The sequence below is a fragment of the Citrobacter sp. Cu233 genome (genome assembly GCF_030332225.1).
GTDB lineage: Bacteria > Pseudomonadota > Gammaproteobacteria > Enterobacterales > Enterobacteriaceae > Citrobacter.
Genome location: NZ_JAOWIF010000029.1, coordinates 1 through 25,546, shown reverse-complemented (window position 1 = coordinate 25,546; position 25,546 = coordinate 1). Strand labels below are relative to the sequence as shown.

The following is a 25,546-nucleotide window of genomic DNA, read 5'->3' as shown; positions in this document are numbered from 1 at the left end:
TCTATGGAATTATCCTCACTGACCGCCGTTTCCCCTGTCGATGGACGCTACGGCGATAAAGTCAGCGCGCTGCGCGGGATTTTCAGCGAATATGGTTTGCTGAAATTCCGTGTACAGGTTGAAGTACGCTGGCTGCAAAAACTGGCCGCGCACGCAGCGATCAAGGAAGTTCCTGCTTTTGCTGCCGACGCAATCGGTTTCCTTGATGCGATCGTCGCTAACTTCAATGAAGAAGATGCTGCACGTATCAAAACCATCGAGCGTACGACCAATCATGATGTGAAGGCAGTGGAGTATTTCCTGAAAGAGAAAGTGGCGGATATCCCGGAGCTGCATGACGTTGCCGAGTTTATCCACTTCGCTTGCACCTCTGAAGACATCAACAACCTGTCTCATGCGCTGATGCTGAAGACTGCGCGCGATGAAGTGATCCTGCCTTACTGGCGCCAACTGATCGATGCGGTGAAAGACTTGTCTGTGCAGTATCGCGACATTCCACTGCTCTCCCGTACCCACGGTCAGCCGGCCACCCCATCAACACTGGGCAAAGAAATGGCCAACGTGGCTTACCGTATGGAGCGCCAGTATCGCCAGCTAAATCAGGTCGAAATTCTCGGTAAAATCAACGGTGCCGTCGGTAACTATAATGCCCACATCGCCGCTTACCCGGAAGTTGACTGGCATCAGTTCAGTGAAGAATTTGTCACGTCTCTGGGCATTCAGTGGAACCCGTACACCACACAGATTGAACCGCACGACTACATTGCCGAACTGTTTGATTGTATTGCCCGTTTTAACACTATCCTTATCGATTTCGACCGTGATGTCTGGGGTTATGTCGCGCTGAATCACTTCAAACAGAAAACCATCGCCGGTGAGATTGGTTCTTCCACCATGCCGCATAAGGTTAATCCGATCGACTTCGAAAACTCCGAAGGTAATCTGGGCCTGTCCAATGCGGTTCTGCAGCACCTGGCAAGCAAACTGCCGGTTTCACGCTGGCAGCGTGACCTGACAGATTCTACCGTACTGCGTAACCTGGGTGTAGGTATCGGCTATGCGCTGATCGCTTATCAGTCTACGTTGAAGGGGGTAAGCAAACTGGAAGTCAACCGCGATCACCTGCTGGACGAACTGGATCATAACTGGGAAGTGCTGGCTGAGCCGATTCAAACCGTGATGCGTCGTTATGGCATTGAAAAACCATACGAGAAGCTGAAAGAACTGACCCGTGGCAAGCGCGTTGATGCTGAAGGCATGAAGCAGTTTATCGACGGTCTGGCCCTGCCGGAAGAAGAGAAAATCCGCCTGAAAGCGATGACACCGGCCAACTATATTGGCCGCGCCATCACCATGGTTGATGAACTGAAATAATCAGGACAGGTGCCGGATAGCAATTTCGCCTCATCCGGCCCACTGCTGATGCCATTCCCTGGCCGGATACGCGCGAACGTTATCCGGCTTGTTAGTTTTATCGCCCCAAGTCATGCCCCTAACGGATGATCCCACAAAAATCACAACGCCTTCACCATCACTGATGACTCATGACTGGTCAGATCCACCACAGTGACACTTTGTTTTCCCGGGCGGCGTCTCTCAGGCATACCCACCACCTGAATATCTCTCCGTCAGAAGTATGAAATACGAAGCACTGACATCCCTCCACTCCAGTAATAACAACGGACATCTGTTGCCGTATGTGTCGGCTTATCAGTGCCGGGTAACGCGCAAATTCCGGTTTGATGAAACAGAGCAATGGAGGATGGCACGATAAAAAACACTGGTGGGGCGAAACGTGCTAACGTCGGGGAACACAGTGAAATCAGACTGTTCTTAACACTCAGCCCCTGCTGTGCCGAAAAAGAGAGAAGAGATGGACTTAATTCAGCAACTGGTGATTATCATCGAAGACAATCTGAACAGCGCCTTGCCGGTAAAAAAGCTTGCGGAACGTTCCGGCTATTCAGAACGCTGGCTGTACAGTCTGTTTCTGAAAGAGACCGGGATGAGTGTGGCACAGTATATTCGTCGCAGAAAGCTGACACTTTCGGCTTTACTGTTGCGTCATACCAGCATTCTGGTAACCAACATATCACTGATGTATGACTTCAGCTCCCCTCAGACATTCTCCCGTTCTTTCAGACAACAGTTTACACTCTCCCCTATACGATACCGGAACGCAAAGGCATGGGATATGCAGTACGCCCAGCCTGCCCTCTACAGAACGACAAAGGGTACTGAATTTAAGTTAATGGAGATCGTAGAAAGAAATCTCCCCCCGGCTCTCCGGAACAAAAAACGCATTCGACTGGGAATGGACTTTATACATACAACAAAAGAGGGTCGCCTTGTTTATAACAGGAATCTTTTTCAGTCCATGATGTCAATTTACGAACCAACTTATAACATGTCACACTTTATGATTTCTGGAGAAATGGTTCCCGCTGAAGACACTGATTCAGAAATCATTTACACTTTAACAAAAATAGGCAAATCCACCCAGCCAGAAAAAATCCTACCGGGTGGCTTATACGTCAGCCAGAAATTCAAAGGAACATTCGAGCATATTTTTGAGTTCCAGATGTACGATGCAATGGGAGCACTCTGCAATAATAAAAGCATTTTAAAAAAGGGCCCTATGTATACTTTATTCCACAGAACTGATAATAAAGATATTATGAACGTGCAGTTCCTTATTCCCTGTCTGAAGACTTATCCTTGCCAGGCCCGCTGAAAGCGCCGGGGATTACTGGCTGTATACAATACAGTATGATGAATATTCCTGTGCCCAAGATAGTCCTGGATAAGCCGTGTATCCAGTCCCTGGTTTGCAAGAGCATAACCACAAGCGTGACGTAGCATATGCGGATGAACCTTAACTTTCAGACCCGCGCGCTGACTGTATCGAGCACATAATTTATACACCCACTGCCTGGACATTTTTTTCCCGTGAGTTGACAGAAAAAGATAATCCTCTTGATTACCTTTAGCGTAAGTTTTCCTGACCTGAATCCAGCGTTGCAATAATTCTATGGTTTCTGGCTGCAATGGATGAGATGTTGACAACCCATTTTTTAGCCGCCGGATGAAAACAATTTTTTCGGTCATATCAAGATCGCCCAGTCTCAGGTCTAATAGCTCACTGACTCGCAATCCATGGATATATGTCATCTGTAACAAAGCTTTATCGCGGATTTCATTTCGCGTACCATTTATAGCTCTAAAAAAAGTTTCCCATTCGCCTCGGGTAATATATTTGCGCATAATTCCTCCCATCAGATTTATAAGCAAAATTATACTGTTAGCAGAAAAAATTACTTATCAATTTCGGAAGTCAGGTTATGTTAAAGTAGGGATGTCGCGTAATTGATTCACACGTCAGCCAACTGGATATTCAGCAATGCATTAACATCTATAAATAATGCCACCTCCGATTTCACCTGCCTCTGCTGTTCGTGAATTCTGAAGCCGAGCATCCTCATCGCCTGCATCATCGCCGCCGTTTGGCAGGCACGAATGATGATTGTCGTCTGTACTGGTAGTTTGAGCAGTTCATAAAGTACTTCTGCCATTAATCTCACCATAATAATGCAAAATTCCCATTACTGGTGCAAATGCACCGCCATCGCGCCAGGCTGAAACATTATGAAATAATTAAATAGTCGGTGAGCATGATTTTTTGTTTGTTGTTGACATTTAAATCTGCCATTAATTAATGACCAACTCTGTGGAGAATATTAATGCTTAAACTTTTCCATTATCACTCTCAATATTGGATATTTCTGGCTATTGCACTGTCTCTTTATACAGTTGCATTTCGATGATACACATCGTTTAGTTGCATACTTTTTTCTAATATAAGTTTATTTTATATGATGAGCTTTGGTTCAAACCTTAGCTCATAAAAAACATACAGCGATAAGAATATCAGACATTCTAATACTCATACCCTTCGTCTCATAACTGCCTGCGTAATATTATGTTTTATAAGCCTTAAATCAATTCCGACTACATACCCAGAGAATGAAGCAACCCAAAGATTAATGCCACTGACCAAAACAGTGCGACCGTTGACGCTGTAGTCATCAGAGCTGCAATTTTGTATTTGCTCATCATGCATTTTACCCAGATACTGTTGCCGATTTAAAATCGTCCAGAAACACCATCAAACCAGATTGATCTGATCGAAGAAGTCATTCATCTAAATCATGTTAACCATTTCCCAGAAACCACACAACTCTTTAATAACTATTAAAGTCAACAAGTTGAATTTATGCCAGATTATCATTCAATCTGTTCTCCACTACTTATACTCATAATAACAACCCAAAATATAAAATGAACATTACAGATCACTCCCTTCTTTATCGCTCAATTAGCAAATAATTAACAATGGTAAAGTCTTAATAGCACGCACCGGTTTTATAATTTAAAAAAGTAAGACGCCCTGTTTTTTTCAGTGTATACCTGAATATTCTTTATCGTTTGCTCTTTGTTAAAGACTTTAAACAATGAAAAAGAACATTTTTTCCGTTAAACGCAACAAACCGATAAGTCCATTAGAACTTAAAATCTACCGCAACTACCGTATAGTGCATGGGATTCGAATTGCTGTAGCGTTCGTTATTACGTTCTTATTGATAAGAATGTTGAGTTTACCAGACCACTCGTGGCCCCTGATTACACTCGTTGTCGTCATGGGACCTGTAAGCTACATGGGTAACGTTATCCCCAGAGCACTTGAGCGAATGGCAGGAACTGTAGGTGGTGCAATTCTGGGGATCATTGCATTACACATTGAAATGTACTCTCTTACCCTGATGATGCTCTGGTGCGGATGCGCTGCTTTCCTTTGCGGCTATCTGGCCATGAGTAAACGCCCGTATGCTGCATTACTTGTTGGGATAACGCTTGCCGTAGTCAGCAGCGCTCCTGCCGGGGACTTACAGACAGCATTATGGCGAAGCACCAATATTATTTTGGGATGTATTCTGGCTATGCTGTTTACCAGTATTTATCCCCAAAGAGCATTCATTAACTGGCGTATCCAACTTGCTGACTTTCTGGCTGATTACTTAAAAATCACTTCAGCCGGGGTCTCACGAAACGTTCTGAACCAGCCCAGAATGACCGGGCTTCAAACGCGTGCGTTGACTAATGTAGTCAAAATGCGTGGTCTGATTACACCAGTGAATAAAGAAACAAAGATTGCAAAGAGCCTGCTTGAGGATATTCAGTCAATAACCCGAGATATGATTGCTGCCCAAAAATTTCAGATAAATGCCCACTGGGCATCGCGCGGCAGCCGGTTTCTGATATTGAACTCTCATACACTTTCCGACATGGAACAAATGACCCGCAACACTCTCAGTACGCTGGCTCATGCGCTGCATGAAGGTAACCCGTCTCCAATAGCATCAAACAGCGAACGTCTTAATGAAATCACACAAGAGTTGCATGGCCTTTTACTCGCGAATGAAAGTGATGAAGTAATGGAAAGTGCCGTTCATGGATATGTCTGGTTAAGCATCCAGCTTGCAATCCAGCTTGAAACACTTTCAACCTTGATAACTAAAGCTCTCACAGAAAATAATTGATTTTATTGTTAATTATATAATAAAAGCCCATAACCGGAAGGCACCGACAAATGCAGGGATCCAAAACAGTAAAAGTGCGGGTTACCATAATCCAATGCCATTCAGAAAAACAACCAGGGAAACAATAATTATTGCAACACCTATAGATATACCGAGTCCGATCACGCTATTTCTGAAGGATATTTTTATAACGTTATCTCCCCACACCATGATAACAGTATGACAGGTTTGAGTTCAGTTGTGGTGCCGGGTGCCTCCCGGTGAGACTGCCCCGGACAACAAGCCTCGCGTTGCATCATGCGTCAAAGGGATCTTGACCTGACCGGACGCCCCACCGCACAGGGGGATTCACCACATCAATAAGTTAACTAAGCATTATTCTCTGTGTCAATAAATGAACCGAATTAAGTCCAGGATGAAACATCCCATAGTGGCTTGATGTATCTGTCAGTATTGAGGGCAGCACTATGATTTGGGAACGGAGATAGCGTGCCAGGTGAATACCCATCGTATTGCCAGAAAGCAAAAACTCCGCCGTAGCGAGGTCGGGAATGCCTGGAGGATGAATTCGATTTTCTTTTTATCGTCCTTGTCCCTACCGAAAACACATAACCCATCCGACCCGGCGCGCCGGATTGTGAGTCTGCAATTGTCATAGTGATCATTCAGGCGTTGAAGCAGTTCTTTTTCTATGCCGAAACCGCGTCTTTAGGACGTTCTTTCATGCGATCAATCGTTAATTCAACTTTCATACATATTTTTCAATCGCAATGGGGCTGGTTAGTGCCAGGAGTGGACGTCGCTGATATCGGAATGCACTAATCTGTGGTGGCTGGTCAACACAATATGCAACATGAACAGGAGCAAAAACGGTGCTGTCGTGACATCAGCTTGTAAAGTAGTATGGTTCTTATCCTGCCCAACTCTGGATGCTCAATGACATTACAAGTAACCTATCTTGAACAGCCAACGCCCGGTGATGAAACGGAAGGTGTTTTAATCATCGACGTCAATCCTTTTGGCACTAATGGAGAAAAGGAGCGGCGACTGTTAATCAGAAAGGACGGTGAACCCATTCTGATTTTACAGTTATACGTACGTGCCGATGAGGAGGGCTGGCTGATTTCCAGCGCCTTTTCTGATTTCCTCCTGAATGAATCCCTGGTGGCAATCATTTGTGGCGACCACTTTCATGTTTTTGAGATGGCCACACACTCGTTCAGAAGCCATCCACTAGGTGATTACGTTAGCCATATTTATTCAGTTCCTGATATCCATTCTGACAGGCTGCATAATCGGGTTTTGGTTACCACTTACAGCCACGTTTTTCTGATGGATATTGCTGCGGGCATTCTCTGGAAATCTAGGCAGTGTGCTATTGATGGCGTGATCATTACATCAATAGAGAATGAGACGGTTCTGGGCCAGGGAGAGTGGGACCCGCCAGGAGGTTGGGAATCTTTTAAGCTCGATCTCAAAACGGGTATCCCGATTTAAATAAGATGTTACCCTCACAGTAATGTGCCAGAAGCAGACATTGTCGATGACCTGTTCCCTCGTTGATTCATACAGAATGCTGTTAGTAACGTCCGCTCCTCGCTCACAGCGGACCTTGGGACCTTGCTTTCTGTCCGTTTCGTGTCAGGAGTGGACCTCCACTACCCTTCTGAAGAGGAAACGCAGAAATATGTAGATCCGTTGGGTAATAATTACGATTTATAATAAAAACGTCTCTATCTCAGAGTCCTAGAGTATCTTCATACGCAAGGCTGCAATTATGAATCCCAAGAGTGCGTTAGTTTTAGAAGAACTCAGATCCAAATTACGTCCTGCATCTGTGGCGCAAGTCGGCGGTTTTCGCCCCATTGCAGACCCCATTACATCCTGGTTTTTGAAAGGAGTCTCTCTACCAGGTGAAGGACTGCCAGTTTGGCAGGAGCAGCCGATGTTTCCGCTGCTTCAGATTCGTATTGATGAGCTTCCCGTGATTCCTGAGCAACTGAAGGGGGTCGCGCTCTTAGTGCTTTATCACAATATGGAAAACCATCCATTTGATAAACCTCATGGTGAGGGGTGGCTAATACGAGAATATACCACCCTTGATGGGCTTGAGTTATTGCCTGCAATTGACACTCAATATCACGCATTTCCGGTTCGTTGGGTGAGTGTCAATGATGATACTCCGGGATGGGAGGATGCCTGGGATATTATTGACCTGTCTGACGTAAACGATGATGAGGATGCAAGTGATAGATTCTATGATGGTTTTAACCGATACAGGGGAACCAAGGTCGGAGGATATCCGATGGAGATACAACATGGTGTGGGAATTCAAGATTTTGTCTTTCAGGTGGGATCAGAAGAAAAAGTAAACTGGATGTGGGCGGATAATGGGATCGGCTACTTTCACAAGTCACCAGAGGGGGTCTGGACGTTTTCATGTCAGTTTTACTAGAGGTTCAACATCCGCTCCTCGCTCACATCGGACCTTCTTCTCAGTTGGTTCGTCCGCTTTGTGCCAGGCGGACGTTGTTAAGCTCATGAAGTATGGCCTCACGAAGAACAGAGGTTATATTTTGTCCTGATTGACGCGGGATGAAAGCTCCTGATGGCTCTCTTTTCGCTCGCTGTAACGATCCGCAAGATAACCGGTTTGTCCCTTCAGCAGTAGTGTGATTTTAAACAGTTCCTCGGCTACATCGACGATGCGGTCATACCATGACGAAGGTTTCATTCGTCCGTTTTCGTCGAACTCTTGCCATGACTTGGCTACGGAGGACTGGTTGGGGATCGTAAACATCCGCATCCAGCGACCCAGAATACGCATCTGGTTCACGGCATTGAAGGTCTGTGAACCGCCGCAGACCTGCATTACCATTTGGTGATTTCAAACTCAATATATATGATATACCATATGTGTATCCCAAGGAGAACGGAGCGAAAAATGCTACAACCTGTTCAGCTTTTCAAAATCCTGTCGGATGAGACACGGCTCGCCATCGTCATGCTTCTGCGGGAGTCCGGAGAACTGTGCGTGTGCGATATCTGTGCTGCCACCTCAGAATCACAGCCGAAAATATCACGTCACATGGCTGTCCTTCGCGAGGCTAAGCTTGTTCTTGATCGTCGGGAAGGGAAATGGATCCACTATCGTCTGTCACCACATATACCGGCGTGGGCCGCTGAGACAATCACGTCGTCCTGGCAGTGCCTTCGGGAGGATGTGCGCGAATGGCTGGCAAAGTCGGCCTGCACTTCCTGCTGAAGCAGGGAAACACATTCACATAATCATATATATAATGGGATCTAAAATGTTTTTGGCAGGGAGTATATTTTTACTGACGCTGATACTGGTGATCTGGCAACCCAGAGGCCTGAGTATTGGCTGGAGTGCGAGTATCGGAGCTGCGCTGGCGCTGGGAACCGGTGTCATCCATATCGCTGATATTCCCGTTGTCTGGAATATCGTCTGGAACGCGACAGCGGCATTTATTGCGGTCATCATCATCAGTCTGCTGCTCGATGAATCTGGCTTCTTTGAATGGGCGGCATTACACGTCTCCCGCTGGGGTAACGGACGTGGCCGCCTTTTGTTTACCTGGATAGTCTTGCTTGGCGCCGCTGTTGCTGCGTTGTTTGCCAATGACGGCGCCGCGCTGATCCTGACGCCGATTGTAATTGCGATGCTGCTCGCACTGGGATTCAGTCAGGGCACGACACTGGCTTTTGTCATGGCGGCAGGATTTATTGCAGATACAGCCAGCCTGCCACTCATTGTTTCTAACCTGGTTAATATCGTCTCGGCGGACTTCTTCGGTCTGGGCTTTACGCAGTACGCCTCCATTATGGTGCCTGTGAACCTTGCAGCGATTGCGGCCACGCTGGCCATGCTGCATCTCTTTTTTCGCAGGGATATTCCGGCGACATATGACGTTTCGCTGCTAAAGACGCCAGCCAGTGCGATAAAGGATCCGGCGACCTTCAGGGCGGGCTGGATTGTACTGTTATTGTTGCTGGTCGGTTTCTTTGTTCTGGAGCCGATGGGGATCCCGGTCAGTGCGATAGCAGCGGTTGGCGCAGCAGTGCTGTTTGTGGTGGCGAAAAAAGGCCATGCCATCAATACCGGGAAAGTCCTGCGCGGTGCGCCATGGCAGATCGTTATTTTCTCGCTTGGCATGTACCTGGTGGTCTACGGCCTGCGCAATGCAGGGCTCACAGAGTACCTGTCTGGCGTGCTGAATCTGCTGGCAGACAAGGGGTTATGGACAGCGGCTTTCGGCACTGGCTTCCTGACGGCATTTCTCTCATCAGTGATGAACAATATGCCAACAGTGCTGATTGGCGCGCTGTCAATTGACGGGAGTACAGCGACCGGCGTCGTCAAAGAGGCAATGATTTATGCCAACGTGATTGGCTGCGATTTAGGCCCGAAAATCACCCCGATTGGCAGTCTGGCTACCCTGCTGTGGCTGCATGTGCTTGCTCAGAAAAATATAACAATTACCTGGGGATATTACTTCCGTACCGGCATTGTCATGACTGTACCCGTGCTGTTTGTCACTCTGGCCGCGCTGGCGTGGCGGCTCTCTGTCACTTTGTAATGAGATACTGATATGAGCAACATAACCATCTATCACAACCCGGCCTGTGGCACCTCTCGCAACACGCTGGAGATGATCCGCAACAGCGGCAACGAACCGACAATAATTTATTATCTCGATACTCCCCCGACCCGTGATGAGCTTATTAAACTTATTTCAGATATGGGGATTACAGTGCGCGCCTTACTGCGTAAAAACGTTGAGCCTTATGAACACCTGGGTCTTGATGATGAGAAATTTAGTGATGAGCAGTTGATTGATTTCATGATTCAACATCCGATCCTGATTAATCGGCCGGTAGTCGTTACGCCGCTTGGCACTCGTCTTTGCCGCCCTTCAGAGAGAGTGCTGGATATTCTACCGGAAGGTCAGAAAGGAGCCTTTACCAAAGAGGATGGCGAGAAGGTCACTGACGAAACGGGGAAGCGGGTTAAGTAATCTGTCCACTTCAAGATATCGGACGCCTGTTTACGCTATGCGGGCGTTCGCTTTTCGCTGTGAGTTCAACGGGTCGATGCAACGCTATCCTTAATCAAGGGTGGACGTTGTTTGATGATGCGATGAGCGCTCACGCCAAACGCCCCATGCTACAGCCGCCTCCCATGATATAGATATCCGTTATCGCCATTTATCGCCACCACTGAACCGACCGGGACAATTATTAACCCGGCAATGCCGAATCTGGCCAGGCAGGGCCGTGCGCCCTCAACAATCAATAAACAGATGGCAGTTTTATCAGAAATGCTTAAGCTCGCAAACCGAAGCCAGTTTATATTGCATGCTCCTTATGAAGGCGTGTCGCGACTCAAGTTATCTAAAAATGATCCCGACCCACTTTTACTTCATGAGTACCAGGCACTGATAGCCGCCCTTCCCCGTTGCCAGGCATTAATCATCATTGTTGCCGTACATACGGGGATGAGGCCTGCTCTGGATGCGCGGAAGGAACAATACGCAATCACCGGCTCGAATCCGAAGCAAGACATTCGATTTCATCATCGGGAGAACAGAAAAACTGAGCAGCAATCTCTTCGCTTCGTTTTTTCACTGAGTGCAGATTCGTCATTCATAGCGAGTCAGATGGAACATGAAGATGCGCGAATGGTGTACGAGGTTTACTCCAGGTGGACTGGCGACATGAACCAGGATCAGGTCAACATGCTGAACAATCAGATGCCAACAGCACTGCCCCCAGGACGCCCCCACGGGCGAGGGAGCATGAAAAAAGTTATTTCATTTCATAGCGCTGCTTTCAATCTACATAATCAGCGTTAAACTATTCGTACCGTGAATTTGGGGAGAAACAATGATGCGCGTGCTGGTTGTTGAGGATAATGCATTATTACGCCACCACCTTAAGGTTCAGCTACAGGATTTAGGCCACCAGGTGGATGATGCAGAAGATGCAAAGGAAGCAGACTATTTTCTGAATGAACACCTGCCGGATATTGCGATCGTCGATTTAGGGCTCCCCGATGAAGACGGACTGTCACTGATCCGCCGCTGGCGCAGTAATGACGTGTCATTGCCCATTCTGGTATTAACCGCGCGTGAAGGCTGGCAGGACAAAGTGGAAGTGCTCAGCGCCGGTGCAGATGATTACGTCACAAAACCGTTTCACATTGAAGAAGTGGCTGCAAGAATGCAGGCACTGATGCGCCGCAATAGTGGTCTGGCCTCGCAGATAATCTCGCTTCCGCCATTTCAGGTGGACCTTTCTCGCCGCGAACTGTCCGTGAACGATGAAGTGATCAAACTCACGGCGTTCGAATACACCATTATGGAAACGCTGATCCGTAATAGCGGCAAAGTTGTTAGTAAAGATTCGCTTATGTTACAGCTTTACCCGGACGCTGAACTGCGTGAAAGCCACACCATCGATGTATTGATGGGTCGTCTGCGCAAGAAAATTCAGGCGCAATATCCGGATGATGTGATCACCACGGTACGTGGGCAAGGTTATCTTTTTGAACTGCGCTGATGAATAAATTACTGCGTCATTTTTTCCCGTTATCGCTGCGGCTGCGCTTTTTGCTGGCAACCGCAGGTGTCGTGCTGGTCCTCTCGCTGGCTTACGGCATGGTGGCTTTGGTTGGTTACAGCGTCAGCTTTGATAAAACAACATTTCGTCTGCTGCGGGGCGAAAGTAATCTGTTCTATACACTGGCCAAATGGGAAAACGGCAAAATTAATGTCGAGCTACCTGAAAACCTCGATATGCAAAGCCCCACAATGTCGCTGATTTATAATGAAAACGGCAAACTGCTCTGGGCCCAACGCGACGTTCCCTGGCTGGTACAACGTATTCAACCGGACTGGCTAAAGACAAATGGTTTTCATGAGATTGAAGCCAATGTCGACGCCACCAGCACATTGCTACGCGAAGATCATTCGGCGCAACAGAAGCTAAGAGAAGTCAGAGAAGATGACGATAACGCAGAAATGACCCACTCCGTGGCAGTGAACATCTACCCTGCCACCGCCAGAATGCCACAACTGACCATTGTGGTTGTTGATACCATTCCTATTGAGCTCAAACGCTCATATATGGTCTGGAGCTGGTTTGTTTATGTGCTGGTTGCCAATTTGCTGTTGGTTATCCCGCTGCTGTTAGTTGCAGCCTGGTGGAGCCTGAGACCAATCGAATCACTGGCGCGCGAAGTCCGTGAGCTTGAAGAGCATCATCGCGAAATGCTTAATCCTGCCACCACGCGTGAACTCACTAGTCTGGTGCGGAACCTCAACCGCTTATTAAAGAGCGAACGTGAACGCTACGATAAATACCGCACCACGTTAACGGATCTCACCCACAGTCTGAAAACACCGCTGGCCGTGTTGCAAAGCACGCTACGTTCGATGCGTAATGAGAAAATGAGCGTGAGCGATGCTGAACCCGTCATGCTGGAGCAAATCAGCCGTATTTCTCAGCAAATTGGCTATTATCTGCATCGTGCCAGCATGCGTGGCAGTAGCGCCCTTCTCAGCCGGGAATTGCATCCGGTTGCACCGTTGCTGGATAAACTGACCTCAGCATTAAACAAGGTGTACCAGCGTAAAGGGGTTAACATTAATCTCGACATTTCGCCTGAGATAAGCTTTGTGGGTGAACAGAACGATTTCGTCGAAGTGCTGGGCAATGTCCTTGATAACGCCTGTAAATATTGCCTGGAATTTGTCGAGATCTCAGCGCAATTAACGGAAGATCATCTGCACATTGTGGTAGAAGATGACGGTCCCGGCATTCCACGCAGTAAACGTGAAGTGGTGTTCGACCGTGGTCAGCGCGTGGATACCTTACGCCCCGGGCAAGGTGTGGGCCTGGCCGTCGCACGTGAGATCACCGAGCAATATGACGGGCAGATTATCGCTGGCGACAGTCTGCTGGGCGGGGCGCGCATGGAAGTTATTTTCGGCCGCCAGCATCCGGGACAAAAAGACGAGTAATCTTTATATGTAATAAATATGTACTGACTTCACGCTTGCGGTTAAGTATCCGTTATAATCGGTTGCAGATACCAGCCTGCGGGATGCTCATTATGGAATACCAACTCACTCTTAACTGGCCCGATTTTCTCGAACGTCACTGGCAAAAGCGTCCGGTGGTCTTAAAACGCGGCTTTAACAACTTTATTGATCCACTCTCCCCTGACGAACTGGCTGGGCTGGCAATGGAAAGCGAAGTCGACAGCCGGTTGGTCAGCCACCAGGATGGCAAATGGCAGGTTAGCCACGGTCCTTTCGAGAGCTATGACCATCTTGGTGAAAGCAACTGGTCATTGCTGGTCCAGGCCGTAAACCACTGGCACGAACCTACCGCAGCGCTGATGCGGCCATTCCGAGAATTGCCGGACTGGCGCATTGACGATTTGATGATCTCATTTTCTGTACCCGGCGGCGGTGTTGGCCCGCATCTGGATCAATATGATGTGTTCATCATCCAGGGAACCGGTCGCCGTCGCTGGCGTGTGGGTGAAAAACTGCAGTTGAAGCAGCATTGTCCACACCCTGACCTGCTCCAGGTTGATCCGTTTGAAGCCATCATTGATGAAGAGCTGGAGCCAGGCGATATTCTGTATATTCCACCAGGATTCCCGCACGAAGGCTACGCGTTGGAAAACGCGATGAATTACTCGGTAGGTTTCCGCGCACCGAATACCCGGGAGCTGATCAGCGGGTTTGCTGATTACGTTCTGCAACGCGAACTGGGTAGCACGTACTACAGCGATCCAGATCTGCCGCCGCGCGACCATCCAGCAGACGTGCTGCCACAGGAAATGGACAAGCTGCGCGAAATGATGCTGGGGCTCATTAACCAGCCGGAGCATTTTAAACAGTGGTTTGGCGAGTTTATCTCTCAGTCGCGTCATGAACTGGACGTTGCTCCGCCTGAGCCGCCTTATCAGCCTGACGAAATCTATGATGCCCTGAAACAAGGCGATGTCCTGGTCCGTCTGGGTGGGTTGCGCGTACTGCGCATTGGTGATGACGTTTATGTAAATGGTGAGAAAATTGACTCACCGCACCGTCCGGCGCTGGACGCGCTCGCCAGCCATATTGTGCTGACAGCGGAAAACTTTGAGGATGCGCTGGAAGATCCGTCTTTCCTCGCCATGCTTGCCGCACTGGTGAATAGCGGATACTGGTTCTTCGAAGGGTAATTATTGTCGTTATGCCGGATGACGCTTCGCGCATCCGGCATCTGACGCAAGGCTTATTACTGCTGTTTCGCCGTCAACTCGGCAATACGCACAATCACCTGCACGGCTTTTTCCATTCCTTCCAGTGTCACAAACTCATGCTTACCATGATAGTTATAGCCACCGGTGAACAGATTCGGGCAAGGTAATCCCATGAACGACAGCTGCGCACCGTCGGTGCCACCACGAATGGGTTTAAGATCCGGCTCAATATCACAATCACGCATTGCCTGCTGGGCGATATCCAGAACGTGCGGATGCTCGATCACTTTCTCGCGCATGTTGTAATAACTGTCTTCGATCACCAGTTCGATATAGCAGTCCGGATGTAACCCTTTACCGACCTTTTTGGCGATATCCATGATTTTGCGTTTACGCGCTTCAAACTGCTTACGGTCGAAATCACGGATAATGTAGTGCATATCCGCCCGGTCAACGGTACCCTTCATACTCGCCAGATGGTAAAAACCTTCATAGCCTTCCGTCGCTTCCGGACTTTCATCGGCGGGAACTTCGGCATGAATGCGAGCCGCCAGCGACAACGCGTTCACCATCACCCCTTTTGCCGTACCCGGATGCACATTGTTACCGACGATCTTGATATTGACCGACGCCGCGTTGAAGTTTTCAAACTCCAGTTCGCCCACGCCGCCACCGTCGACGGTATAGGCCCACTTCGCATCAAATGCGGCAACGTCGAAATGCTTCGCGCCTTTACCGACCTCTTCATCTGGCGTAAAGGCCACACGAATATCGCCGTGCGGAATATCTTTCTGTATTAACACGGCCAGTGCGGTCATAATTTCGGCAATACCGGCTTTATCATCCGCACCCAGCAGCGTTTTGCCGTCTGTGGTGATCAACGTCTGACCCAGAAGTTGATGCAGCACCGGGAACATCACCGGCGACAGAACCTCATCACCTATACCGAGCGCAATATCGCCGCCACGGTAATTTTCAACGATTTGCGGATTGACATTTTTACCACTGAAATCCGGTGAGGTATCCACATGGGAAATAAAACCGATAGCGGGAATATTGCCGGCAACGTTTGCAGGCAACGTTGCCATCAACGTCCCCTTGTCGCTCAAGGTAATATTGACCAACCCCATCTCTTCGAGTTGCTGCTTAAGCAACTGTAATAACTTCCACTGTCCTTCAGTGCTGGGTACCTGCCGCACGCCCGATTTTGATTGGGTGTCCAGCGACACGTAGTGTAAAAAACGCTCAAGTAGTTTATCCATGCAGTCACCCTCACTTTTTGTGACAACATTATCAATAAGCAACAAAAGACAAATATTGCGTCAGGTCACTTTTATCCCCGCAAGTGAGAATATTTCGCCATGACATCCTTCTGAATATAAAGCTAAGTCAGTAATTCGCAACAAGGATTGGCGATTACAACGCTTTGCCGTAGAATAACGGCCCTCATTAAGAGTCATCAAGGTGGTTAACCACAAACCCCGCATCGGTCAGCCATCCGTTGCGTTTACATGGGACAGAGTAAAAAATTGAATAAACAACCGCGTTCGCTTTCTCCACTGGTGCAACTAGCGGGAATTCGCAAGAGTTTCGATGGCAAAGAGGTGATTTCCGACCTGGATTTGACCATCAATCATGGCGAATTTCTCACGCTACTTGGCCCCTCTGGCTGCGGTAAAACAACCGTTCTTCGCCTGATTGCCGGTCTGGAAACGGTTGATTCCGGTCATATTATGCTGGACAACCAGGACATCACTCACGTTCCTGCGGAAAACCGCTACGTGAATACCGTATTCCAAAGTTATGCCTTATTCCCCCACATGACCGTTTTTGAAAATGTGGCCTTTGGTTTACGCATGCAAAAAACCCCCGCAGCCGATATTCCTTCGCGCGTCACCGAAGCCCTGCGCATGGTGCAACTGGAAGAGTTCGCTCAGCGAAAACCGCATCAACTCTCCGGTGGCCAACAGCAGCGCGTGGCGATTGCCCGTGCGGTGGTCAATAAACCGCGTTTGCTTTTGCTGGATGAGTCTCTCTCTGCGCTGGACTATAAACTGCGTAAGCAGATGCAGAACGAACTGAAAGCGCTACAGCGCAAACTCGGTATCACTTTTGTTTTTGTCACCCACGATCAGGAAGAAGCACTGACAATGTCAGACCGTATTGTGGTCATGCGTGATGGCAAAATTGAGCAGGATGGCACACCGCGAGAAATCTACGAAGAACCGAAGAATCTGTTCGTCGCCGGATTCATTGGTGAAATCAATATGTTTAACGCGACGGTCATTGAACGTCTGGACGAACAGCGTGTTCGTGCTAACGTGGAAGGTCGCGAGTGTAATATTTACGTGAACTTCGCGGTGGTCCCCGGACAGAAGCTACACGTACTGTTGCGCCCGGAAGATCTGCGTGTTGACGAGATCAACGACGGTAATCATATTGAAGGACTTATCGGTTACGTGCGTGAACGTAACTATAAAGGCATGACGCTGGAATCAGTTGTTGAACTGGAAAACGGCAAGATGGTCATGGTCAGCGAATTCTTCAACGAAGACGATCCTGACTTCGACCACTCGCTCGACCAGAAAATGGCGATTAACTGGGTAGAAAGCTGGGAGGTCGTACTAGCTGATGAAGAACACAAGTAAATTCCAGAGTGTGGTGATCGTCACCATTGTCGGTTGGCTTGTGTTGTTTGTCTTTCTGCCCAACCTGATGATCATCGGCACCAGCTTTTTGACCCGTGACGACGCTAATTTCGTCAAAATGGTCTTTACGCTGGAAAACTATGCACGCCTGCTCGATCCGCTCTATTTTGAGGTGCTGGTTCACTCCCTCAATATGGCGCTGATTGCCACACTCGCCTGCCTGGTGCTCGGCTATCCGTTTGCCTGGTTTTTGGTAAAGCTGCCGGAGAAAGTACGTCCACTGCTGCTTTTCCTCCTGATTGTTCCGTTCTGGACCAACTCGCTTATTCGCATCTACGGACTCAAGATTTTCCTCAGTACCAAAGGCTATCTCAACGAGTTTCTACTCTGGCTCGGCGTGATTGATACGCCCATTCGCATTATGTTTACCCCCAGCGCGGTCATTATTGGCCTGGTGTATATCCTGCTGCCATTTATGGTGATGCCGCTCTACTCCAGCATTGAGAAACTGGATAAACCGTTACTCGAAGCTGCGCGCGATCTGGGTGCCAGCAAACTTCAGACCTTTACCCGCATTATTATCCCGCTGACAATGCCGGGAATTATTGCCGGATGTTTGCTGGTTATGCTGCCAGCCATGGGGCTGTTTTACGTATCCGACCTGATGGGCGGCGCGAAAAACCTGCTGATTGGTAATGTGATTAAAGTGCAGTTCCTGAACATCCGCGACTGGCCGTTTGGGGCCGCCACCAGTATTACCCTGACCATCGTCATGGGGCTGATGTTGCTGATCTACTGGCGCGCTTCCCGCTTGCTGAACAAGAAGGTTAGCGACATAGACAGTTAATCTATATTACTCAATAGGTTAAGTTGATTTTTGGCATGCTTTTTACCTTCCAGTAAACTGCATGCCAACCCCAATAAAATCATGTAGTTGCTAATGAGTTTTGGAGAACGATTTTTCGCAGTTTGTCTCCTGAAGCCATCTGCATCCTAAGGTATCTGGGGCTCCGCACTTATCATAATTGTCATCAAGCTGTGTCATTTGTGGGTTGTGACAAGCAACCCCCTTCATCAAGAATTAACACCCCATACTTTTAGTGGTATCAGCCTCTGGTAAAAAACCAGGCCTGAACATCAATGAGCCCCCCATCAGCGAAAATCAAAACAAACGAGAGCGCAGGATACAAGTAGCATAATAAGTACTACCTATCTGACATTTCCCCATCAAGCGATTCAGATAATTTTATTTATTTTTACTGTTTAGTTTGGCGACTTTACATTGATCTGTCGCACATAAAAAGTATGATGTTTTTATATAATCATCATACTTTTTGGTTAAGAACCCTTTATAAGGTCATCATTTTGTCCGGATTAAATCGCACACTTATAGCGCTGCTGGCATGCGCATCTTTTTTTGCTCAAGCCGCCCCTTCTGATGAAATAACCACTGCATGGCCGGTGAATGTTGGGCCATTAAACCCACATCTTTATACACCTAACCAGATGTTCGCTCAGAGCATGGTCTATGAACCATTGGTGAAATATCAGGCGGATGGTTCTGTGATCCCGTGGCTGGCAAAAAGCTGGAGCCATTCGGAAAACGGTAAAGTATGGACGTTTCATTTACGTGATGATGTTAAATTTTCTAACGGTGAAGTATTTGATGCCCAGGCGGCAGCGGAAAACTTCCGGGCCGTGCTGGATAACCGTAAACGTCATGCCTGGCTGGAACTAACAAATCAAATCACGGATGTTAAAGCACTAAGTAAAACAGAACTGCAAATCACCCTGAAAGATGCCTATTATCCATTCCTGCAGGAATTAGCTCTACCGCGACCTTTCCGCTTTATCGCGCCTTCTCAGTTTAAAAACAATGAAACGCTTAACGGAATTAAAGCACCGATTGGTACCGGGCCATGGGTACTGAAGGAATCCAAACTTAATCAGTATGACGTGCTGGTGCGTAATGAACATTACTGGGGTGAGAAACCGCAGATTCAAAAGATCACCGTTAAGGTCATCCCGGATCCAACTACCCGAGCCGTGGCTTTTGAAACCGGCGATATTGATTTGTTATACGGTAATGAAGGGTTGTTGCCACTCGATACTTTTGCACGTTTTAGTCAGAACCCCGAATACAGGACACAACTTTCTGCACCTGTTGAAACCGTGATGCTTGCGCTCAACTCTGCTAAACCACCAACAAATGAACTGGCTGTACGAGAAGCATTAAACTATGCGGTTGATAAAAAAACGCTGATTAAAAACGCGTTGTACGGTACTCAGCAGGTGGCTGATACACTGTTTGCACCATCTGTACCCTACGCTGATATCGGTTTGAAGCCGCGCCAGTTTGATCCACAGAAGGCGAAATCTTTACTGGAGCAAGCTGGCTGGTCGTTGCCTGCAGGAAAAACAATCCGTGAAAAAAACGGGCAACCTTTGCATATCGAACTGGCCTATGTCGGTACCGATGCGCTTAGCAAATCAATGGCTGAGATTATGCAGGCAAATATGCGCCAGATTGGTGCAGACGTTGCTCTGGTAGGTGAAGAGGAAAGCAGTATATATGCCCGCCAGCGCGATGGTCGTTTCGGTATGATTTTTAATCGCACATGGGGTGCCCCCTATGATCCACATGCTTTTATGAGCTCAATGCGCGTACCATCCCACGCAGACTATCAGGCACAGCTTGGCCTGCCAGATAAAGTCCAGATTGATAAAGAGATTGGCGAAGTACTTATTTCCACTGATAAAACCCAACGTCAGGCGCTGTATCGTGACATTCTGACTCGGCTACACAATGAGGCGGTTTATCTGCCTATTAGTTACATGTCGATGATGGTGGTCGCCAAACCTGAGCTGGGCGAAATTCCTTACGCGCCGATCGCTTCGGAAATTCCGTTTGAACAGATAACGCCGGTGAAACCCTGATGTTTCGTTATGCTTTGCGGCGCATACTGCTGCTGATCCCGATGATTTTTGCCGCGTCGGTGATAATCTTTTTGATGCTGCGCCTGGGTACGGGTGACCCGGCGCTTGATTATCTGCGCTTATCTAACCTGCCACCCACGCCGGATATGGTTGCCTCCACACGCATTATGCTTGGCCTGGACCAGCCACTTATCGTGCAGTACGGTACTTGGCTGTGGAAAGCCCTCCATCTGGATTTTGGTATTTCGTTTGCCACTCAGCGGCCTGTGCTGGATGATGTTATGCACTTTCTGCCAGCCACACTACAACTGGCGGGGGCTGCACTGGTGCTGATCTTACTTACTTCGGTGCCGCTGGGAATTTGGGCTGCACGTCATCGTGATCGTCTGCCGGATTTCATTGTGCGGGTTATCGCCTTTCTTGGCGTATCGATGCCTAATTTCTGGCTCGCATTCCTGCTGGTAATGTTCTTCTCTGTTTATTTGAAGTGGCTGCCAGCGCTGGGATATGGCGGCTGGCAGCATATCATTTTGCCTGCAGTGTCGATTGCTTTCATGTCGCTGGCGATCAATGCTCGACTGTTACGTGCCAGCATGCTGGAAGTCGCCGGGCAACGCCATGTTACCTGGGCGCGTCTGCGCGGTCTGAACGAGAAGCAAATCGAACGTGGTCATATTCTGCGAAATGCTTCATTGCCGATGATCACCGCCGTGGGAATGCATATTGGTGAGCTGATTGGTGGGACGATGATCATAGAGAATATTTTTGCCTGGCCTGGTGTTGGTCGCTATGCGGTCTCGGCAATTTTTAACCGTGATTATCCCGTGATCCAATGCTTTACGCTAATCATGGTCGTGGTGTTCGTGGTTTGTAATCTGGTGGTTGATTTACTAAATGCAGCCGTCGATCCCCGTATTCGCCGTCATGAAGGAGCGCACTCGTGAGTTTTTTTCTCTCTTCACGCTGGTCGGTCCGTCTGGCAATCATCATCATTGCTTCACTGGCTATCATTGCGTTTACCAGTCAGTGGTGGCTGCCTTACGATCCGCAGGCCATTGATTTGCCATCCCGACTGTTGTCACCCGATAGTCAGCACTGGCTGGGCACCGACCATCTGGGCCGTGATATCTTTTCACGTCTGCTGGCGGCAACCCGCGTATCACTCGGTTCCGTGATGGCCTGCCTCGTGTTGGTACTGGCGCTGGGGCTGGTCGTCGGAGGTAGCGCAGGACTCATTGGTGGTCGCGTTGATCAGGCCACAATGCGCGTCGCTGATATGTTCATGACATTTCCCACCTCGATCTTATCTTTTTTCCTTGTCGGCGTTTTGGGGACGGGGCTAACTAACGTCATTATTGCCATCGCTTTGTCACATTGGGCATGGTATGCACGAATGGTTCGTAGCCTGGTTATCTCACTTCGTCAGCGAGAGTTCATCCTGGCTTCCCGGCTTTCAGGTGCAGGCCATATCCGGGTATTTATCGACCATCTGGCTGGGGCGGTCATCCCTTCATTGTTGGTGCTGGCAACACTTGATATTGGCCACATGATGCTGCACGTTGCCGGGATGTCATTCCTCGGCCTTGGCGTTACAGCACCAACAGCCGAATGGGGGGTAATGATTAACGACGCTCGCCAGTATATCTGGACTCAGCCATTGCAAATGTTCTGGCCTGGGCTGGCATTATTTATCAGTGTAATGGCCTTCAACCTGGTGGGGGATGCGCTGCGCGATCACCTCGATCCACATCTTGTCACGGAGCATGCCCACTGATGCCGCAACAAATTGAACTGCAAAATATTGTGCTGCATGCAGAGAAGCCATTGGTTAACGGTGTGTCGCTGTCGATTAAACGCGGGCGTGTGCTGGCACTGGTTGGGGGAAGTGGAAGCGGAAAATCACTGACATGCGCAGCCGCGCTCGGCATTCTACCTTCAGGTGTTCATCAAGTCTCAGGAACTGTTCTGGCAGATGGAAATCCCGTTTCCCCTCGTGATCTGCGCGGCGTTAAAGTCGCGACCATTATGCAGAACCCGCGCAGCGCGTTTAATCCGCTGCGAACCATGGCCGCACATGCGCGGGAAACCTGCATGGTGCTTGGTAAACCTGCAGATGAAGAAACGTTGATCACTACGCTGGAGGCTGTGGGATTAGAAAATGCCTCCCGAGTGCTGAGGCTCTATCCCTTTGAAATGAGCGGGGGAATGCTGCAACGAATGATGATCGCAATGGCTTTGCTATGTGATGTGCCATATATAGTGGCGGATGAGCCGACCACCGATCTTGATGTGGTTGCGCAGGCACGCATCCTTGACTTGCTGGACAACATCATGCAAACCCGGTCTCCGGGAATGTTGCTGGTCACTCATGATATGGGGGTTGTGGCGCGCCTGGCAGACGACGTGGCGGTTATGGATCATGGCAATATTGTTGAATATGGCGACGTCGAAACGGTGTTTAGTGCGCCTAAGCATACCGTCACACGTAATCTGGTATCGGCGCATTTAGCTTTGTACGGCCTGGAGTTAGCTTTATGACACTTCTGACGGTTACTGATATTTCGCATCAGTATAAACATGCGAATGTGAGTGGCAAAAATCAGTATCAGTCTGTACTGAAGGATGTTTCTTTAACTCTGAGAAGTGGTGAAACGGTTGCTCTACTGGGGCGCAGTGGCTGTGGGAAAAGTACGCTGGCACGTCTGCTTGTTGGTCTGGAATTTCCGACAAAGGGTTACGTCAGTTGGCAGGGGGAACCCATCTCCCAACTGAATCGTACAAAACAAAAAGCCTTTCGCCGCGATATTCAGATGGTGTTTCAGGACTCTGTCAGCGCAGTGAATCCTCGTAAAACCGTACGTGAAATATTACGTGAGCCTATGTGTCACCTGTTATCACTTAGTAAGTCAGAACAGTTCGCCCGTGCCAGTGAAATGCTTCACGCAGTCGATCTGGATGACAGCATACTTGATAAACGCCCGCCACAACTCAGCGGCGGACAACTTCAACGCGTCTGCCTTGCCCGCGCATTGAGCGTTGAACCAAAACTCTTAATTTTAGATGAAGCAGTTTCAAACCTCGATTTGGTACTGCAAGCTGGGGTAATACGTCTGCTCAAAAAACTGCAAAAACAGTTTGGCACTGCTTGCCTGTTTATCACCCACGATCTGCGCCTTGTGGAACGTTTTTGCCATCGGGTTATGGTGATGGATGAGGGACGAATTGTTGAAACACAGACTGTGGGGGAAACATTATCTTTCTCTTCAGAAGCTGGCCGAGTGTTACAAAAAGCTGTCCTTCCAGCATTCCCTGTTCGCTAGGTCATCTATCATATGCCTTACACTAGTTCTCCCCCGATGCTAATGTTCGGGTTAAACCGATGATGACACTGCCGGCGATCAACACTGACGCCAGCAAGCATGAGAAAGAACAGATAAGCCGTACTGTTCAGGAAATGTTTGAAGAGGCTGAGTTCTGGCTGGTTTCGGATTAAACATATTGATTGCCATAGCTGTACAGTTACAATTCGCCGCGACTGGCAATCATTCAATACTCGCACTATCGAACAATCGCCAGTTTGCCGCCGCCCGTTCTTGTATACGACGGCGCGGTGGCACTATGATTTTTATTGACTGAGGTAGGTTGTTGCATCCAATTTTTTCTCTTTTCGCTCTTTAATTACCACTCTAGCTATTTCACCTGCTGCAACGGCGACCTCACGATATTCTGCAAAATCATAATGATGCCGTTATTTCCAACATATACCCACTCTCAGACCTGCTCGCCATTCTTGTTACCTCCATCACCGTCTTTCTGCCGGAGCATATGAGGTAGTTTGATTTAGGGATTCCTATTACTCACTCAGGAGCAGAACATATAGCCACATACAATTCTTTACATTCATTGTTTTTTATGAATACTACTTAGTAATTACGTTGATGTAATGAAATTCAATGGATGAAATATGAATATATTTGAACAAACACCACCTAACCGCAGACGTTATGGCCTGGCTGCTTTTATCGGGTTAATCGCCGGTATCGTATCAGCATTCGTTAAATGGGGTGCTGAAGTACCCTTGCCGCCCCGTAGCCCGTCTGATATGTTCACTACTGCATGTGTTCCGGAATCATTAATCAGAGCGGCGGGACAAATTGATTGCTCCCGCAATTTCCTGAACCCTCCATATATTTTCCTTCGGGACTGGATGGGACTTGCAGATCCTAACGCAGCGGTCTACACCTTTGCCGGGCATGTGTTTAACTGGGTTGGTGTAACACACATCATTTTTTCTATTGTGTTCGCCGTAGGCTATTGTGTAGTTGCAGAAGTCTTTCCCAAAATTAAACTCTGGCAGGGGTTGTTGGCTGGTGCATTAGCCCAGCTTTTCGTACATATGATTTCCTTCCCTCTCATGGGACTGACCCCTCCTCTCGCTGACCTTCCATGGTATGAGAATGTATCCGAAATTTTTGGTCATTTAATCTGGTTCTGGTCAATCGAAATTATTCGACGAGATCTACGTAACAGGATTACTCACCAACCGGATCCGGAAATCCCTTTGGGGACAACCCGCTGATACCATCAATGAGATAGTAAAATGGCGCATATACAGCGCCATTTTTAGTATCTATGTGCTGAATACCACCAGCGATCAACACTGACGCCAGCAAGCATGAGAAAGAACAGATAAGCCGTACTGTTCAGGAATTGTTTGAAGAGGCTGATATGTGGCTGGTGTCAGATTAAGGGACAATATGCCGCAGTGACGTCATTGCATGCGACGCAGCTGCGGCAATGATCTATTGCTGAGGATCCTGTTGAATTTGCTCAAGCTCCAGTTCAGTGTTTTTCATTGCCGCCATCGCATCGGCATTACTCTTGTTCCAGATACTGTCTGATGGCATCTGCACACGAACCGAGACAAACGCATCTGTCGGTATGTCTACTGGCTCGCCATCGGTCACCGTTTCCGTAAACACACCGTGTTCATCTGTGTTTCCTATTCTGTTCTGAGCAAATAATGGCGATGATACGTGAACCCGGTGATAGGTTTTGATCAGCACCGTTCCGTCAGCATTAAC

24 protein-coding genes and 4 pseudogenes are annotated in these 25,546 nt (G+C 48.3%); 22 read left to right on the top strand and 6 right to left on the bottom strand.

The genetic code is table 11. From position 1 onward, the window contains the following. The first annotated feature begins 3 nt into the window (after window positions 1-3). Both purB and OGX95_RS05990 read left to right on the top strand, forming a co-directional pair. Window positions 4-1,374, top strand: a complete 1,371-nt coding sequence (purB, locus tag OGX95_RS05995) for an adenylosuccinate lyase (protein ID WP_286628732.1) — start codon at window positions 4-6, stop codon at window positions 1,372-1,374. 499 nt (window positions 1,375-1,873) lie between these two features. Beyond that, entirely contained in the window at window positions 1,874-2,734 is an 861-nt protein-coding gene (locus OGX95_RS05990) for a helix-turn-helix domain-containing protein (protein ID WP_286628731.1), read from the top strand. Here the strand turns inward: OGX95_RS05990 and OGX95_RS05985 are convergent. Next, complete coding sequence (locus tag OGX95_RS05985) at window positions 2,713-3,264, bottom strand: tyrosine-type recombinase/integrase (RefSeq protein WP_286628730.1); 552 nt, start codon at window positions 3,262-3,264, stop codon at window positions 2,713-2,715. The genes OGX95_RS05990 and OGX95_RS05985 overlap by 22 nt on opposite strands. Before the next feature lie 107 nt (window positions 3,265-3,371). Further along, window positions 3,372-3,572: a hypothetical protein gene (locus OGX95_RS05980; protein ID WP_286628729.1), complete on the bottom strand. Its 201-nt coding sequence runs from the start codon at window positions 3,570-3,572 to the stop codon at window positions 3,372-3,374. 939 nt (window positions 3,573-4,511) lie between these two features. Between OGX95_RS05980 and OGX95_RS05975 the strand changes: the two genes are divergently transcribed. Next, window positions 4,512-5,597, top strand: a complete 1,086-nt coding sequence (locus tag OGX95_RS05975) for an FUSC family protein (RefSeq protein WP_286628727.1) — start codon at window positions 4,512-4,514, stop codon at window positions 5,595-5,597. A gap of 555 nt (window positions 5,598-6,152) precedes the next feature. Here the strand turns inward: OGX95_RS05975 and OGX95_RS05970 are convergent. After that, window positions 6,153-6,349: pseudogene (locus OGX95_RS05970) on the bottom strand (DinI-like family protein); the annotation flags it as partial. A 184-nt stretch (window positions 6,350-6,533) separates the two neighbouring features. Between OGX95_RS05970 and OGX95_RS05965 the strand changes: the two are divergent. Then, window positions 6,534-7,094 (top strand): hypothetical protein, encoded by a 561-nt coding sequence (locus OGX95_RS05965; protein ID WP_286628726.1) that lies wholly within the window; start codon window positions 6,534-6,536, stop codon window positions 7,092-7,094. A 280-nt stretch (window positions 7,095-7,374) separates the two neighbouring features. Next, window positions 7,375-8,052 (top strand): DUF1963 domain-containing protein, encoded by a 678-nt coding sequence (locus tag OGX95_RS05960; protein ID WP_286628724.1) that lies wholly within the window; start codon window positions 7,375-7,377, stop codon window positions 8,050-8,052. Window positions 8,053-8,166: 114 nt separating this feature from the next. On the opposite strand, the pseudogene OGX95_RS05955 reads toward OGX95_RS05960, so the two are convergent. Continuing rightward, a pseudogene (locus OGX95_RS05955) lies at window positions 8,167-8,472 on the bottom strand (NADPH-dependent FMN reductase family protein); the annotation flags it as partial. Between the two features lie 69 nt (window positions 8,473-8,541). Here OGX95_RS05955 and OGX95_RS05950 point away from each other — a divergent pair. The 7 genes from OGX95_RS05950 to roxA all read left to right on the top strand — a co-directional run bounded on the left by OGX95_RS05950 (window position 8,542) and on the right by roxA (window position 14,856). Next, a complete protein-coding gene (locus OGX95_RS05950) occupies window positions 8,542-8,862 on the top strand; it encodes a transcriptional regulator (protein WP_286628723.1) in 321 nt (106 codons plus the stop codon). A 46-nt stretch (window positions 8,863-8,908) separates the two neighbouring features. Beyond that, window positions 8,909-10,198, top strand: a complete 1,290-nt coding sequence (locus OGX95_RS05945) for an arsenic transporter (protein WP_286628722.1) — start codon at window positions 8,909-8,911, stop codon at window positions 10,196-10,198. A gap of 12 nt (window positions 10,199-10,210) precedes the next feature. Continuing rightward, the gene (gene arsC / locus OGX95_RS05940; RefSeq protein ID WP_286628721.1) at window positions 10,211-10,636 is read left to right on the top strand and encodes a glutaredoxin-dependent arsenate reductase; all 426 of its coding nucleotides are present in this window, start codon (window positions 10,211-10,213) and stop codon (window positions 10,634-10,636) included. Between the two features lie 234 nt (window positions 10,637-10,870). Then, window positions 10,871-11,473: a site-specific integrase gene (locus tag OGX95_RS05935; protein ID WP_286628720.1), complete on the top strand. Its 603-nt coding sequence runs from the start codon at window positions 10,871-10,873 to the stop codon at window positions 11,471-11,473. Window positions 11,474-11,507: 34 nt separating this feature from the next. After that, entirely contained in the window at window positions 11,508-12,179 is a 672-nt protein-coding gene (gene phoP, locus OGX95_RS05930) for a two-component system response regulator PhoP (RefSeq protein WP_137382962.1), read from the top strand. Then, window positions 12,179-13,642 (top strand): two-component system sensor histidine kinase PhoQ, encoded by a 1,464-nt coding sequence (phoQ, locus tag OGX95_RS05925; RefSeq protein ID WP_286628719.1) that lies wholly within the window; start codon window positions 12,179-12,181, stop codon window positions 13,640-13,642. The genes phoP and phoQ overlap by 1 nt, the downstream gene beginning before the upstream one ends. A gap of 92 nt (window positions 13,643-13,734) precedes the next feature. Next, window positions 13,735-14,856 carry a [50S ribosomal protein L16]-arginine 3-hydroxylase gene (gene roxA, locus OGX95_RS05920; protein WP_061067742.1) on the top strand — a complete coding sequence of 374 codons (1,122 nt, stop codon included), beginning with the start codon at window positions 13,735-13,737 and terminating at the stop codon, window positions 14,854-14,856. A 56-nt stretch (window positions 14,857-14,912) separates the two neighbouring features. On the opposite strand, the gene pepT is transcribed toward roxA, so the two are convergent. After that, window positions 14,913-16,139 carry a peptidase T gene (pepT, locus tag OGX95_RS05915; protein ID WP_286628718.1) on the bottom strand — a complete coding sequence of 409 codons (1,227 nt, stop codon included), beginning with the start codon at window positions 16,137-16,139 and terminating at the stop codon, window positions 14,913-14,915. 249 nt (window positions 16,140-16,388) lie between these two features. On the opposite strand from pepT, the gene potA reads away from it, so the two are divergent. The 10 genes and pseudogenes from potA to OGX95_RS05865 form a co-directional block, all read left to right on the top strand. Beyond that, on the top strand, window positions 16,389-17,525 hold the full coding sequence (potA, locus tag OGX95_RS05910; protein WP_286628717.1) for a spermidine/putrescine ABC transporter ATP-binding protein PotA: 1,137 nt from the start codon (window positions 16,389-16,391) through the stop codon (window positions 17,523-17,525). Then, window positions 17,509-18,372, top strand: coding sequence for a spermidine/putrescine ABC transporter permease PotB (potB, locus tag OGX95_RS05905; protein ID WP_040231977.1), 864 nt, complete (start codon window positions 17,509-17,511; stop codon window positions 18,370-18,372). Before potA ends, potB begins: the two co-directional genes overlap by 17 nt. Before the next feature lie 515 nt (window positions 18,373-18,887). After that, window positions 18,888-20,462, top strand: coding sequence for a nickel ABC transporter substrate-binding protein (nikA, locus tag OGX95_RS05900; protein WP_286628742.1), 1,575 nt, complete (start codon window positions 18,888-18,890; stop codon window positions 20,460-20,462). Then, window positions 20,462-21,406, top strand: coding sequence for a nickel ABC transporter permease subunit NikB (gene nikB, locus OGX95_RS05895; RefSeq protein ID WP_286628716.1), 945 nt, complete (start codon window positions 20,462-20,464; stop codon window positions 21,404-21,406). Before nikA ends, nikB begins: the two co-directional genes overlap by 1 nt. Continuing rightward, window positions 21,403-22,236, top strand: coding sequence for a nickel ABC transporter permease subunit NikC (nikC, locus tag OGX95_RS05890; RefSeq protein WP_286628714.1), 834 nt, complete (start codon window positions 21,403-21,405; stop codon window positions 22,234-22,236). The genes nikB and nikC overlap by 4 nt, the downstream gene beginning before the upstream one ends. Then, entirely contained in the window at window positions 22,236-23,000 is a 765-nt protein-coding gene (gene nikD / locus OGX95_RS05885) for a nickel import ATP-binding protein NikD (protein WP_286628713.1), read from the top strand. The genes nikC and nikD overlap by 1 nt, the downstream gene beginning before the upstream one ends. Then, on the top strand, window positions 22,997-23,782 hold the full coding sequence (gene nikE / locus OGX95_RS05880; protein ID WP_286628712.1) for a nickel import ATP-binding protein NikE: 786 nt from the start codon (window positions 22,997-22,999) through the stop codon (window positions 23,780-23,782). The genes nikD and nikE overlap by 4 nt, the downstream gene beginning before the upstream one ends. A gap of 26 nt (window positions 23,783-23,808) precedes the next feature. Beyond that, window positions 23,809-23,955, top strand: a pseudogene (locus OGX95_RS05875) (DinI-like family protein); the annotation flags it as partial. Window positions 23,956-24,426: 471 nt separating this feature from the next. Continuing rightward, window positions 24,427-25,041 (top strand): YagU family protein, encoded by a 615-nt coding sequence (locus OGX95_RS05870; RefSeq protein WP_040231974.1) that lies wholly within the window; start codon window positions 24,427-24,429, stop codon window positions 25,039-25,041. A 68-nt stretch (window positions 25,042-25,109) separates the two neighbouring features. After that, window positions 25,110-25,211: pseudogene (locus OGX95_RS05865) on the top strand (DinI-like family protein); the annotation flags it as partial. A gap of 53 nt (window positions 25,212-25,264) precedes the next feature. On the opposite strand, the gene OGX95_RS05860 reads toward OGX95_RS05865, so the two are convergent. Next, window positions 25,265-25,546 (bottom strand): phage tail fiber protein (locus OGX95_RS05860; protein WP_502872760.1); only part of this gene is annotated, 282 nt, incomplete at its 5' end.